This window comes from Thalassotalea sp. SU-HH00458 (genome assembly GCF_040362795.1).
Taxonomy (GTDB): domain Bacteria; phylum Pseudomonadota; class Gammaproteobacteria; order Enterobacterales; family Alteromonadaceae; genus Thalassotalea_H; species Thalassotalea_H castellviae.
In genome coordinates this window covers 133,787-147,184 of record NZ_BAABWW010000010.1, presented here as the reverse complement: position 1 = coordinate 147,184, position 13,398 = coordinate 133,787, and the positions used below count along the sequence as shown (strand labels likewise).

The 13,398-nt window shown below is 35.2% G+C and carries 10 protein-coding genes and 1 pseudogene; 4 read left to right on the top strand and 7 right to left on the bottom strand.

The window, feature by feature from the left end; all coding sequences use genetic code 11:
• Positions 1–13 precede the first annotated feature (13 nt).
• Both ABXH06_RS15285 and ABXH06_RS15280 read right to left on the bottom strand, forming a co-directional pair.
• Positions 14–1,897 carry a GNAT family N-acetyltransferase gene (locus ABXH06_RS15285; RefSeq protein ID WP_353518765.1) on the bottom strand — a complete coding sequence of 628 codons (1,884 nt, stop codon included), beginning with the start codon at positions 1,895–1,897 and terminating at the stop codon, positions 14–16.
• A gap of 111 nt (positions 1,898–2,008) precedes the next feature.
• A complete protein-coding gene (locus tag ABXH06_RS15280) occupies positions 2,009–2,224 on the bottom strand; it encodes a dodecin (protein ID WP_311583805.1) in 216 nt (71 codons plus the stop codon).
• Between the two features lie 177 nt (positions 2,225–2,401).
• Here ABXH06_RS15280 and ABXH06_RS15275 point away from each other — a divergent pair, with 177 nt between their 5' ends.
• Positions 2,402–3,469 (top strand): ketoacyl-ACP synthase III, encoded by a 1,068-nt coding sequence (locus ABXH06_RS15275; protein ID WP_311583804.1) that lies wholly within the window; start codon positions 2,402–2,404, stop codon positions 3,467–3,469.
• A gap of 277 nt (positions 3,470–3,746) precedes the next feature.
• Here ABXH06_RS15275 and ABXH06_RS15270 read toward each other — a convergent pair whose 3' ends face one another.
• Positions 3,747–4,547 carry a hypothetical protein gene (locus ABXH06_RS15270; protein WP_353518764.1) on the bottom strand — a complete coding sequence of 267 codons (801 nt, stop codon included), beginning with the start codon at positions 4,545–4,547 and terminating at the stop codon, positions 3,747–3,749.
• 225 nt (positions 4,548–4,772) lie between these two features.
• Between ABXH06_RS15270 and ABXH06_RS15265 the strand changes: the two genes are divergently transcribed.
• Complete coding sequence (locus tag ABXH06_RS15265; RefSeq protein WP_311583800.1) at positions 4,773–5,411, top strand: GNAT family N-acetyltransferase; 639 nt, start codon at positions 4,773–4,775, stop codon at positions 5,409–5,411.
• A 259-nt stretch (positions 5,412–5,670) separates the two neighbouring features.
• Positions 5,671–5,784: pseudogene (locus ABXH06_RS15260) on the top strand (SDR family oxidoreductase); the annotation flags it as partial.
• Between the two features lie 18 nt (positions 5,785–5,802).
• Here ABXH06_RS15260 and ABXH06_RS15255 read toward each other — a convergent pair.
• Positions 5,803–6,495 carry a hypothetical protein gene (locus ABXH06_RS15255; protein ID WP_353518763.1) on the bottom strand — a complete coding sequence of 231 codons (693 nt, stop codon included), beginning with the start codon at positions 6,493–6,495 and terminating at the stop codon, positions 5,803–5,805.
• A 322-nt stretch (positions 6,496–6,817) separates the two neighbouring features.
• Positions 6,818–8,977 (bottom strand): winged helix-turn-helix domain-containing protein, encoded by a 2,160-nt coding sequence (locus tag ABXH06_RS15250; protein WP_353518762.1) that lies wholly within the window; start codon positions 8,975–8,977, stop codon positions 6,818–6,820.
• Between the two features lie 214 nt (positions 8,978–9,191).
• On the opposite strand from ABXH06_RS15250, the gene ABXH06_RS15245 reads away from it, so the two are divergent.
• The gene (locus tag ABXH06_RS15245) at positions 9,192–10,358 is read left to right on the top strand and encodes an alpha/beta hydrolase-fold protein (RefSeq protein WP_353518761.1); all 1,167 of its coding nucleotides are present in this window, start codon (positions 9,192–9,194) and stop codon (positions 10,356–10,358) included.
• An 865-nt stretch (positions 10,359–11,223) separates the two neighbouring features.
• Here ABXH06_RS15245 and ABXH06_RS15240 read toward each other — a convergent pair.
• Together ABXH06_RS15240 and ABXH06_RS15235 are read right to left on the bottom strand one after the other, a co-directional pair.
• The gene (locus tag ABXH06_RS15240; RefSeq protein WP_353518760.1) at positions 11,224–12,345 is read right to left on the bottom strand and encodes a hypothetical protein; all 1,122 of its coding nucleotides are present in this window, start codon (positions 12,343–12,345) and stop codon (positions 11,224–11,226) included.
• Between the two features lie 753 nt (positions 12,346–13,098).
• Positions 13,099–13,398, bottom strand: coding sequence for a DUF3301 domain-containing protein (locus ABXH06_RS15235; RefSeq protein ID WP_311583785.1), 300 nt, complete (start codon positions 13,396–13,398; stop codon positions 13,099–13,101).

Here is a 13,398-nt window from a genome sequence, read left to right as displayed (position 1 = left end):
TTCCTTAAAACATTTATGATTGTGAATGCTCGTTATTATTTTCTTTATTTTTATTGGTTTCGAGTAAATCAAAAGTTAATGCAACTTCATCGAAGTCTTCCGAATAACCTCGAATAAAGCCTGTATTTTCAAATACTTTTAACATTGGAGCATTATCTCGTCTAACACAGGCAAGCAATTTGGCAAGGCCTCGTTTTTTGGCTATTTTGATTATTTGAAGTAAAAGTGTTGTCGCCATGCCTTTACCGCGTTGACATTCTCTGATCACAAACGCCACCTCAGCGGCATTCGCTGATTCAATATAATAATATCGCCCGACTGCTTGTATTACCTCGCCAAGATGTTCTTGTTGAGTGAAACATAAGGCAAGATCTTTATGTTGGTCTACGCTGACTAAATTACAAGATTTTTCACGTGTCATTTGTGTTGCGTGGTGATTATATCGCATCATTAAGGTTTCTTTAGTATGAGAATAAAAAAACTCTTGAAGTTTACGTTCGTCAGCAGGGCCTAAAGGCCTTAAGATATATCTATCACCGGCAAAGGTGTATTTTTTAAATTCAATGGCGCCTAATTCGGGAACGGAAGTGGGCGTATTATCTTGGTATTCTGGCACCCAATAATTTTTACGAACGTCTTTTAATAATTGCTCTCTAAATTTAGGATGAGCTATTCTGATCAGCTCTAAGGCGCGTTCTCGAATACTTTTACCAATTAAATTTGCAATACCAAATTCTGTTACCACATAAGCTACATGTCCTCTTGAGGTAACGACTCCGCCGCCTTCTGTTACATGAGGGACAATACGTGAAATTTTACCATCTTTAGTTGTAGAGGGCAGTACAATAACAGGTTTTCCTCCTTTGCTTAGCCACGCTCCTCGCACAAAATCTACTTGTCCTCCAATGCCGCTATAAAAATGATAGCCGATTGAATCGGATACCACTTGGCCGGTTAAATCTACTTCAATAGCACTATTAATAGAAACCATGTTGTCATTTTTAGCGATATTTACCGGTGAATTGATGTGCTCTGAAGGGTAAAACTCAACATGCTGATTTTTATGTACAAAATCATATAACCTTTGTGAACCAATACAAAAAGTAACAACGGTTTTCCCTTTGTGAAAGGTTTTCTTTCGATTGTTTATTACGCCACTTAACATGAGATCTATGATGCCATCTGAGATCATCTCACTGTGAACACCTAAATCTTTATGGTTGGCCAAATAGCGTAAAACCGCAGCAGGAATTTTACCTATGCCAATTTGAATCGTTGAACCATTTTCAACCAACATTGCCGCGTACTGGCCAATTCGCTCGGAGACTTGGTCTATATCAGGCTCTGGTATTTCAGGTAAAGGTTCCTTGCCATCAAGCCAAGCATGTATTTGATTGATATGAATAAAGCTATGACCATTCGTGCAGGGCATATTGGGGTTTACTTGGGCAATAACATATTTGGCTGACTTTACCGCTGAGGCGACAACATCAACACTGACACCAAGTGAACAATAACCATATTCATCAGGTGGGCTCACCATTACTAAAGCCGCGTCGAGCGGTAAAATATTTTCCTTAAATAACGTGGGTATTTCTGAAATAAAGCAAGGAGTGTAATCTGCGCGACCTTCTGCAACAGCCTCTCGAACATTTTTACCGCCAATAAATAACGAATTGACCTTAAAGAGATCTTTGTGTTCAGGTAATGCCCAAACATTATCGGAGAACGTTAGGATGTGAACGGTTTCTATATCATGCAGCTTGGCACTGTGTTCAATGAGGTTTTGAATTAATAAATTGGGAACCGCAGCATTTGAACCAATAAACACCCGATTGCCTGACTTTAAAAAATCGCCCCATTGAACAGGAGTTCCCGCTTTATTTGTGAGTGACATAAATGTTCAAGTTCCAAAAGAGTTCAAAAGTATTAATGAACACAATACTAATCTGTTATATCAAGATTATACTTGATATAACACAAAGTTAAGACGTATTTTTATTGTTAACTAACTGTTTTCTATTCTAAAACCTATTTTAAGTGTTACTTGATAATGACCTACCGAGCCTTCTACTATATGACCACGTGTTTCAGTGACTTCAAACCAGTCCATGTTTTTAATGGTTTTATGACATTCTGCTAATGCGTTTTCAATGGCTTCTTCAATACTGTTTTTTGAAGAGCCAACCATTTCAACTTTTTTATAAGTGTGATGATCTGACATGGTAAATTCCTTAACATAAAGTTTAAACTACTTTAAATATAGTCAAAATTTATTAAAAGCCTAAGGTTGTTCAATCTAGACATTACGTTTCACAGGCTTTATGCTGGCGATAATATAACTGGTACGAACAGTAAGCTGATATAAATGTTCAGCGATAAAAAATTAAATAGGTAATCTATGACATATGCAGCAATTAAAGGTTGGGGGAAATGTTTACCTCCAGCTGTTTTATCAAATGACGATTTAGCGACATTTCTAGAAACGAATGATGAGTGGATCACCTCTCGAACAGGCATGAAAGAGCGGAGAATTTCCCACGTTCAAGTGAGTGAACTTGCCTATGTTGCATGCGAAAAAGCGTTAGCGGCTGCAGGTAAAGAAGCTGGAGATGTTGAATTGATTGTTTTTGGAAGTACTACATTTGATGAGTTATGTCCTAATGCTGCGTCTAATGTACAGCGTTTATTAGGCGCAAAAAATGCTGCTTGCATGGACGTAAATACAGCTTGTACAAGTGGTATGTATAGTTTAACGACGGCAACCGCTATGATTAAAAGTGGCGTGGTTAAATCGGCGCTAGTGATTGGCGCTGAAGCTATTTCGCCTATCATGGATTGGAGTAATAGAGATGTTGCTGTGTTATTTGGTGATGGAGCGGCTGCCTTATACCTTGAGGCAAGTGATGAGGAAGAAGGAGTATTAGCAGAGTCGTTAGGTTGCTTTGGCGAATCGCGTGATATTTTAGCCGTTGAAGGTTGGGGGATGAAATATGCCAATAAAGAAAGAGTACTGGGCGATGCAACCTGGGCTTTTCTAGGCCAAGAAATTTTTAAGAAAGCGGTTGCTGGCATGGCTCAAGGTTGTGAAAAGACGTTAAAGAAATTAAATTTTACTTCACAAGACATTGATTTAGTCGTTCCTCATCAAGCTAACTTGCGGATCATTGATTCGCTTGCCAAAAAACTATCATTAGATAAAAGTGATGTTTTTATTAATATCCATCGATATGGCAATATGTCTGCTGCCACCGCTTTGGTTGCTTTTGTCGAAGCCATTGAAGAAAAAAGAGTTAAAGCCAATAGCCATATTCTTTTACCCGCTTTTGGTGGTGGATTAACCTGGAGTGCACATATCATTAAATTTGGTCAGCGAATAACGCCTATTGGTTCCTCTCAGATAGAATTGCCGGCGTGTAATCAATCCGGACTTGAGTTGGTAGAGCAAATCATTAACAGTAAAAAGTAGCGTCATTTTTAGCAAATCTCTATATAAACTAAAATAAATGCATCCTTTTTATTATTGAACCGTCTTTATAGATGAGATTAAATAATAAAGAGGAATGTTTATGTTAACTGAATCACAAAACTCAACTGACGTTGTCGGCAACAAAATCAAGAATTGGTCGCGGGAAAAGTCAACTCAAAGAAAAGTTGAAAAGATGCTGTGAGTTTGACTTTTCTGAACATGGGATAGCCCATTATTGTAAAAGAAAGTGTGGTTGCCAATAAATGACAACCTTTGTTTAGTGTAAAGCAGCTAACACTGAGTTCTCGGTATGTGGAATTAACACTTTATAACCTTCTGATTCAGTATCCCCCCAGGTAGAACTGCGTTTGCTTTTAAATGTTTTCTTGATATTAACTAATCGGTTATTGATCTCTTTATAAGTAAACGTATTGGTTTGAGTTAAGTCCATGGTGAAAAAAATATAGGCACTGCCACTACCAGCAAAGGTAATGGATGATTGAAGTGGTGTGCCGCTTTGATTAATTAAAACGTTAAATTCACTTTTAAATTCATCCACATATTCATGCACTTCTTTGTTATCTATGATTGCTTCTAAAGGTAAGGTGAAATTAAGTTGTCGAACGTTTTCCTCGTTATGTTTTACGACTTCTTCACTAACAAACGTGGCTTTTTTTAAAGTACGCAATAAATTCGGAGCAGCTGATAACATGGTACTCATTTCGGCTACGCCTACACCATTAACGGCATTTAAAGTAGGGGTGTTTGCTTCATCATCATGTTCTTTTTGTTCGGCTTCGTGTTCAAGCTTTGAGATGGTTTCATTACTGTAAATAAGCTTTAACCCTTGGTTATCTTCACTTAAATTAACTTGTATTAAACCTTTCTTGGTTTTCTGCTTTTTTTTCTTGCCTCGTTTTTCTGTATAAGCTGACTCAACGATAGCCGATATAGGTGTATCACCGGTAAATTTTAATAAGGTTGATTTTAAATCAGTGAGTCCATCAGCGTATGCATTGAAACTTGATAGGCTGAAAAATGATGTAATCATAACGATAGATGAAAAGCGTAGTTCCACAGAAGATCCTTTATTTTCGTATGTTTTAGATTATTTAACTTATGGTGTAAATTTTTACCTGTCAGGTCAATTAAATTTACGTTAAAAAATGTTTCTAAACCTCAGAGTAAAGTAGTGTCATTTAGTTCAGAATAAAACGTATATTAAAGTGTGTCTAATTTGACCTTTTTTTAATTAACCTGTTATGGTAATAAAATTCATATCATAACTATAAGAGGATAATCAATGTCTCAAACAGCAACTAATGCAACAAAAGAAGATATTAGAGCAGCTTATATTTCTGCCGAGGATCTTAAGCTTGCGGTGTCTTTGCTCTATCAAGCATATCATGATGATCCCGTCTTTTTAGAAATTTTTAATAGTGAAAAAAGTGATTATGAGCAACGTTTGCGTTCTTCTATTAGGGAAGAATTGAATGCATTTTGGCAAGCAGAGCAACCCATTGTTGGCTTATATCTAGGAGACACTATGGTAGGTGTAGCTTGTTTGAATAGTCGTCAAACAGGTGTAGCAGCAGACAGGTTTTGGCATTGGCGATTAAAAATGTTACTCGGAGCAGGTTATTTCAGCACTAAACAGATGATAGAAAAGGAAGAAAAGGTACTGGATGCTGTTCCAATGAAGGAGTTTCATTTTCTCTCTTTTATAGCGATTCATCCTTTACATCAACACCATGGATTTGGCCATTATTTAATGGCTGCGGTTAATACCTTACTAGATGAATATTCGACAAGTGAAGGGGTCGCGGTTTATGCAACGTCAAAAAAATATCAAGAATTTTTTAAAGCCGTTGATTATGAATTTATAAAGAATGTCGACGTAGGAAATGTCTCTGGATCTCTAATGGTACATTATCGAAAATAAATCCTATGTTTTATGAGGAACACTTGCTTTATGCATTGGTATTCCTCATTTAACTTTATCCTTTCAGCTCATTCTTTTATCTATTCATGGATTTATTGCCAATAAATTTTGTCGTTCATCACAAATAATAATAAATGCGTTATACGATGAGAAAAATTAACATTTAAATTACACCAAAAAAATTTGTGACTCGTCAACGATCCGATATGGTCAGCAAAGATACGAAAGTTGACCTTAGCCTTGGTTAAGTTCACAAATACTATTACAACGTGGCAAAACTACCGAAGAAGTTGCGAACTCAATAGTATGGTTATTATCTGATGAAGTCTCTTATATCACTGGCTCGTTCATTGACATTGCAGGTGGAAAATAAATCATATGATTTATCATATTAACTGTTGTATTCTTTTCTACGTTCTATAGCCACAGGGCTTAACTTAACCCATTTGAACAAATACATTATGATTATTTTTGTTATACCACTCGTTATAGCAAGGACCATTAATGGCCATCCGTTTTCAATTCCCATACTCAAAGCAAAGGCGATAGTTGAAATATCCATCATAAAAATAAATTGACTCATTTTTAAGTCGACTGCACCTGTAGCACCAGATCTTATAATTAACTTTATTTGATGATAATAACCTTGCGCGATTAATAGTGATATGACGAGAATGATAATTGTCGACACATAACGTCCTTCGTCAACAAATGTATCACCATAAAACAGCCCCGCCATTCCTAACATTAAAGAAACTAAAGCAATTAAGACGACATAAGCAGATGCATTTGTTTTTCTATCAAGCCATATTTCATACAAAATAACGCCTACCAGTAAAGTTGCGATTAAACGAGGCCACACAATGTAATGATTAAAAGGCTCTATAGAGTAACCATAAATGAAAAACGAAAAATACGCTAAGTAACTGACAGTAAACTGATTAATAGACAACAACTCTGTAGAACCAGTGCCTACCTCTTCTTTCTTCCTACGCCAAATAGTTCTTACTTGCGATAAAACACCATACAAACTTACAAAAATAAAAACAGTATTAACAGTTCCAAAAAAATCATAAACACTCATAGTTACCTCCAATATCTAAGTGAGGCTATTAAATCACGTATTGTCGACAATATATAGTTGCACCTGCTTTTAAATTGAAATATCAGGTCGAATACGTGCAAAGTGTCGACAATAATTTGTGCAAGGTCAAATATGACTGCCAAACAGCCTGCCTGAAATTAATAGGATTAGAGTGATGGTTTGGGTCTTATCGGCAACTTCTGCTTTTTGTCACAAAATGTTCATTACAATAATCTCTCTAACGACCACTAGAGGTTGGGCTAGCTAGAGAATATTCAAATTAACATCGCCCAGATGTTAAAAAAGATACGAAAGCGGACGTTCAATACATAGTGCGATGAACATCACCTTCTATGCTCTTAACATCACTCACTATTATACGGTCTTTACTTACATCATAACTTGAGAAGTCATTCAATAATATCTTACTGTTTTCATGTTTTTTATTTAAGGGCACCGCGTAAAGGTATTCGTTTCCTTTTTCGTTATTAACATAATACAAAATATTAGAATCTATCTTTACATGATAGAAATCAGTTGGCAGTGATATTTGCGTATTGAAAAAACTTAGCTGACTAGTAAAAGGATTATCTTCGAGAGACAAATAACTTGCTTGGTACAAAAGGTTAGTTTGTTGCTCAATAAAATATATAAGTTCTGGTTGTTCGTTGTCCATCAAACCATAAGCCCATCTTCCGTCAAATTTTAGCTTTTTCTTGTTAGTTACTTGGATTACTACCAATTCAGGTGTTCCATTAATTACGTTAGTAATAGCCGCAGTCTTGTTTGTAAACCAATCCAAAGAAATGATCGGATTTTGACTTTCATAAAGTAAATGTTCCTGTTTAAATTCAGTCAAAAGCTCATTTTGATTTAATTCATATATGGGAACCAGGTACACCTTATTTTCAATATTTAACAAAAGATGCTTATCGTCTTCAGAAATCACAAGGTGTCTGAACGAATGAGACTTAGGTAAATTCGTGACAATGTTAGCTTTCTTATTTTGACTATTTGCTAGATACAATTGCTCGCGACCGCTTCTCTTTGAAACGAATAAATATTGGTCATTTTTGTGAAATAGTGCAGGAAAAACATCAGGTACTGATGAATTATCAATAGCGTTGCTGTTGTTAGAAGAAGTTAACCAGCGACTGCTATAGTTTTTGTTTTCTGTACTAAAAAGTACATTTTTACCGTCAGGCAGCCTTGAAAGTTTTGGTAATATTTCCTCTGATATATTGATAACTTCAGTAGCATTCTGGCCATCGATATCACTTCTTATGATTCGTTGAGAAGGTGAAGAAGCAAAGTAATAAACCTGTTTGGAGTCATGGTGCCAAATAGCTTCATACACTGGCTTTTCAAACTTAATACCCTTTGTAATTATGTTATTTGACAAATTCAGCGACAGTAAATGCGTTTTGTAATCACTATCTGTACTCATTATTAAAAGTTTTTCACCGTTCGGGGATATATCAAGGCTATGATGACCCCAGCCTTTGGGTTGTGATTGGGTAACTATTCTGTGTTCGCTTGTTTCAACATCAAATGCATAAATTTGATTCGGCCAATAATTCTGAGGTTGAGCAGCATAGTAAAAGGCATTTTGACCAACATGATAATCTATATCTTTGATTCTCTTATCACTGCAATCAAATAACTTTTGGGGCGCTTTACTTGCCTGATTTAACTCTTCTGGCGATGGCAGAAATGCTTGATAAACTCCGCAATTATTCGCCAATATATCAAGGTAAAATATGATAGTTTGATTGGCATTAGCGTCTTCAATGACAGAAATAATTTGACTAATATTGCCGCTTACATTTGCTTGCCTAGTGATGGAAGTGTCAATATTCTTTAGCCATAGTTCATGACCTGTGTGCTCATCATTTACTTTTAAATAATACAAGTGCCTATTATTTGGGTGCATGATAGGAGACAGCTCTGCACCTTGGTCTCGTGTTAATGCTACAGAGTAACTTATATTTGAGGAACTGTTGTAACTAGAGTTAAGTATGATGAAAATGCTTAAGACAATGGTCAAAATAACAGCGAAAGAAACTCCAATATATGTTTTCCACTTTCCATCCAAAAAGCCAAATGAAGCAGTTTGGGCTGAGTCTGCATTAATTAAGTTTGAATCATTTAGGGTTGAATCGGTGACTTCTAGTATTTCAACATTACAAACTAGACGATACCCTCGTTTAGGTACCGTTTGAATGTAATTCGGTTTTTTCGCATCATCAGCTAGTAACTTGCGAAGGTTACCTATTAATTTATTGATGGCATTGTCGGTAACTACAGAGCCTGCCCACAATTGTTCAAGCATATCTTGCCTTGAGATAACAGCATTTGGGCGTTCAATGAATAGCAGTAGTAATTCAAATATTTTGGGCTCTATAAGTATTTCAGAATTATCGCTAGCATTCAGTAAGCGTGAATGTTCTACATCGAGTATATACTCGCCAAATTTAATCATAACCTACTGTAATAATTCTCAAATTAATCAATCTCATTCAAACGATATCACACTGAAAGTTATATTGAAAAACGAATTAGTTTCACTTCTCTAATATGCTGACTAATTTTTAAAATTCACCTTTTCATCACCTTTTTTCACAACATCTTCATTACTTTTCTCTGGTTAATCGTCACATTAACCCTCTAATATTAATAAGATAATGGAAACTTTTATGGTTAAACAGATAGCAACTCTACTCTTCGTGTTTTTAATTAGCTCTGGGGAAGTAAATGCTAATGTACGAGGCACTTCAATAACTGACAGCTTGTATTCAACCATTTTGTCAGAGCAACGGGACTTGTTAATACATTTACCTAATAACTATAAAGAAAATAAAATGCTTAACTATCCCGTTCTGTATTTATTGGACGGGCAAAGAAACTTTGCACATACCATAGGCACTTTAGATTTACTGAATCAATCTAGCATGGCACAAGAGATGATTATCATTGCGATAAAAAATACACATCGCACAAGGGACTTCACGCCCACCTATGATGAAAGCTACAACGAATGGGGTATTTCAGGTGGCGCAGATGACTTTCTTGATTTCATTGAGAAGGAACTTATCCCATATGTTGGTAAAAAATATCGGGCAAACAATTTCAAAACAGTCTCAGGCCATTCCTTAGGTGGCTTACTTTCTATCTATGCATTGCAGTCGAGACCTGAACTATTTCAGGCACACTTCGCCTTTAGCCCCAGTTTATGGTGGCATAAACAGATCCTATTCAAAGAGGCTGAAAGCTTTTTAAAACAACCAGACGAATTAAACACGTACCTGTATGTAAATATGGGGAGCGAAGGTGGTCATATGCTAAGTTCATATGAGCGATATACAAAATTGCTCAAATCACATAACCGAAAAGGGTTCAAATTTAATTCTGACTTAGTTACCTCAGAAACTCATAATACAACAGCACTTGCCGGACACTCATTAGCTTTTCAAAAGCTATATATTGCATTGCAACCGAGTCACGAGACTATATCTAAAGGTATTCCTGAGATCAAAAAATTCTACAAAAAGCAATCAGAAATTTATGGTTATGAAATAAAGCCAAGTTATGGATCTATTAATAGAGTAGCTTATAACGCCCTGAAGGAAAAAAACTTTACTACTGCGATAGCGATTTTTGAGCAAAATGTTAAAAATTACCCCTATAGAGCTGACGCCTATGACAGTTTAGCTGATGGCTATGAAGCTAATGGTAACTTAGATAAAGCGCTAGAAATGAGAAACTTAGCTATTAAAAAAAGTATTGTCGAAAATGTTGAAAATAACGCCTACAAAACTCGTCAATTGAACCTGTTAAAATCAATTAAGGCCAATAAGCAATAGAGTTGAAATTACAAAATCGGTATTTGTATCTTACAAAAATGAATATGTCATTTTTAACAATACGCGGATACATTAAATGTCCGCTTTTGGCTATCGGTTGACCTAAGTAATCAAAAATAGCTTACTTGTGCATTGCGCACTGAGTTACCATTTTTTAGCCTTTTGTGACGTTTCTTGATGATTTTCTGGCAACTGCTAACGCAGAAACTCTGCTCATTTGTTATTAATTTAATTACTACTCAGGAAGTTCGATTCAAGAATTGTGATAATTTCTGATGATCCACAATTGGGAATTCCCTGAACGTTAGGACTGTATCTTAATACCTTGTAAGACATCTCCTACATTCTCGTAAGATATTATGTCTTTATTGTTACAAGTATGTTAAATCTCAGGTGTAAGAGGTTGTTTTGTAAGGGGATAATTGTTAATTCCCTTGTGGGCGTTTTTTCGACGTGATTTTATTTTATTTTTATCTCTACGAAAATTTCAGATATTGCGTAATATTAATCATGTCAGGAAGACAAAGGGCAGGGAGTCCTCAAGCTTAGGTTAGCTTATTAAGGATAATAATTGGAGACTTAAGGATAAAGTCATCGGTAGAAACCGAAAGGATTTTATAAGGATGTACTTGTCAAGGAAGAGCGTTAGGATAACGCGTAAGGACGACAAATATAGCTCAGGATGATGCTATTTAAATGGATTTTTGGACTTCGAAGGATTTGTTAAGTAAGGAAAGACTAAGGATAGTCATTTAAGGATGAAAAAGCGGGAAACTAAATTATGCAGGATGCATTAAGCTAGTTAAAGAAATGCGGCTCTTTGAGCCGCATTTTTTATTTTTATCGTCTTGTTAAATGTTAGATATTATTGTGCTAATAAATCAGCATAAAAGTTACTTTTCCCTAATGTAGCTTGACTGCCTTTTAACGAAAAAGAATATCCACATAAAGTAAAATTACTTCTTAAAGCAATATCCTTCAAAATTTTTCGCGTATCTAATGGAGAAAACTCTGCAATATATTCAACAGTATTTTCAACGTAAACCTTTGTTGTTCGATAGCTATTGTCATTATTAAAGCTGATGCTTTTGCAACTATCATCACCTGTGGCTCGACTAATATCCCATAGATTTAATTCGTGAGTACTATCGGCTTGCCAATGTACAATTAAGCCATTAAATGGCGTTGTCATAATTGAAAAATCATCCGGTAAAGTGACTTTATTGGTGCGCTCATTTATTGTAGTTTGTGTAGATTTTTCTTCGACTAATTTTTCTTGTCCTGTCATAGTCGTTTCTTGATTTTTTGATGAAAATGAGAGGATCAAGCTAGTGAGCATGGCTATGACTATAATCGTTAGTAAGCCTAAAATAACGAATTTACTATTATGATTGTTTAATAACTTTTCTCGAATAAGCTCTCCAATATCTTGAGCTGAGTTATTAGCGCTAGTTTTATCATTGTAATATGAGTCTTCAAAAGATTGTGTCGGGGGATGATTGAAACTAGTAGTGTTTTCGACATTCAAGTGTGCATGTTGACTTGTTAATGTTGGCTCTATTCTTTGGTTTCTCATTGTTGTATTTTTTACTGGGGATAAGTTAATAGGACCCGAGTAACCGTAGTTGTATTGGCTATTATTTTGGCTAGGATAGGTTAATAAAATACTAGATAATGCCGCAGGGAAAAGCGTTAACCAGTAGAGTGGCTGATAATTAAAACTTATAATTATCAGACCTATAATTGCAAATGAAATAGCAGGAGTATAAAGCCAGTTTTTCGTCAACCTTGCATCGTTAAGTCGACGTTTAGTTGTGCAGGTTAAAATAATTGTCGATAACATTAAGATAATACAACTGAGAAAAAACGATGTATGAAATACGGCACTGAATACAATAAAAAATAAGTGATTAAAAGCAACAATAAGCGAAAAACGATACCGATTATCGGCACCAACCCAGCAAAATAATGACTGTAAAAAAAACACGAAATCTCCAAGGAAGTAAACTGACTTTACGCTTTCAATAGAAAACGAGATATCTAAACAAAACTTGATTACATAATGGAATAGGGTAATCGTTTTATTGAGAAATGTCAGGGATTATATCGTTAAATTATCCCTGTTTGTCTCATTAAGAAATTAGTAAATTCTTTTGTAAGACATCGTCACTTTTTTTGTCAGATAGATAAAGTCGTTTCGTGAGCTATTTTTAGTGGTCGATATCTAATTTGTTGAATTTTAAGAATAAAAATGTAATTTAAACTTATGTCCAATAATAGCATGAAGGTTCTTTTATTTTTACTCACTAAACTATCGCGTAGTAGTTGCTACACTTTATTTTGTCAGGAAGACAATGGTTATGGAAAACCAAGACAAAGATAAGCAATGGATGGTCTTTATCTTTGTATAGCTCGAGAATAGCAATCAATGGAATTGATTTGATAACGGAAAATAAACAAAGGATGTTTTTACCAAACAATGCCGAACAGGATGTTCATTACGGATAAAAGTGCATATTTATTATGTATTGTTCAACAGGATGTTGGATCAAGGATATGGCCATTGTTTGAACTAAGGAATAGTTTACCTAAGTAAATGGAATTAAAGCCAGGAAGGCTCAGAGCGAATAAAGGCACAGGAAGTACCTAACCAAAAAGAAAAAGCGACTATTGTCGCTTTTTCTTTTTGTGAATTTAATTTTAACAAAATCAACAAGCTGTTTGGTTTAGCTCCCGTTTACTAGATACGATAAGCCGGTATTTCAATATTTAGTAATTTGTAATTTTCTAAAGACACTTTTCCCGTGTACATTGATTCACCGTCACCACTAAATTCAAACTCAAAAATACTGAGCCAATAAATGCCTAATCGTTTACTAAAACGTAAACGACTTGATTTTCTCGCAATACTTAAATATTGCAACTTTTCTTTCTGACAGTATTTATTAATATGTAAACGGGCAAATTCAGCGACTTTTCTTAAATAAATGAAGTACCAAAAGGCCAAACATACTGCTAATAATATATAAATATTTTCCAT

Excerpts from the sequence above, each read along its gene's own strand:
- ABXH06_RS15245 (WP_353518761.1), top strand. The coding sequence starts at position 9,192 with ATGGTTAAACAGATAGCAACTCTACTCTTCGTGTTTTTAATTAGCTCT.
- ABXH06_RS15235 (WP_311583785.1), bottom strand. The coding sequence starts at position 13,398 with ATGGAAAATATTTATATATTATTAGCAGTATGTTTGGCCTTTTGGTAC.
- ABXH06_RS15265 (WP_311583800.1), top strand. The coding sequence starts at position 4,773 with ATGTCTCAAACAGCAACTAATGCAACAAAAGAAGATATTAGAGCAGCT.
- ABXH06_RS15275 (WP_311583804.1), top strand. The coding sequence starts at position 2,402 with ATGACATATGCAGCAATTAAAGGTTGGGGGAAATGTTTACCTCCAGCT.
- ABXH06_RS15255 (WP_353518763.1), bottom strand. The coding sequence starts at position 6,495 with ATGAGTGTTTATGATTTTTTTGGAACTGTTAATACTGTTTTTATTTTT.
- ABXH06_RS15280 (WP_311583805.1), bottom strand. The coding sequence starts at position 2,224 with ATGTCAGATCATCACACTTATAAAAAAGTTGAAATGGTTGGCTCTTCA.
- ABXH06_RS15285 (WP_353518765.1), bottom strand. The coding sequence starts at position 1,897 with ATGTCACTCACAAATAAAGCGGGAACTCCTGTTCAATGGGGCGATTTT.
- ABXH06_RS15250 (WP_353518762.1), bottom strand. The coding sequence starts at position 8,977 with ATGATTAAATTTGGCGAGTATATACTCGATGTAGAACATTCACGCTTA.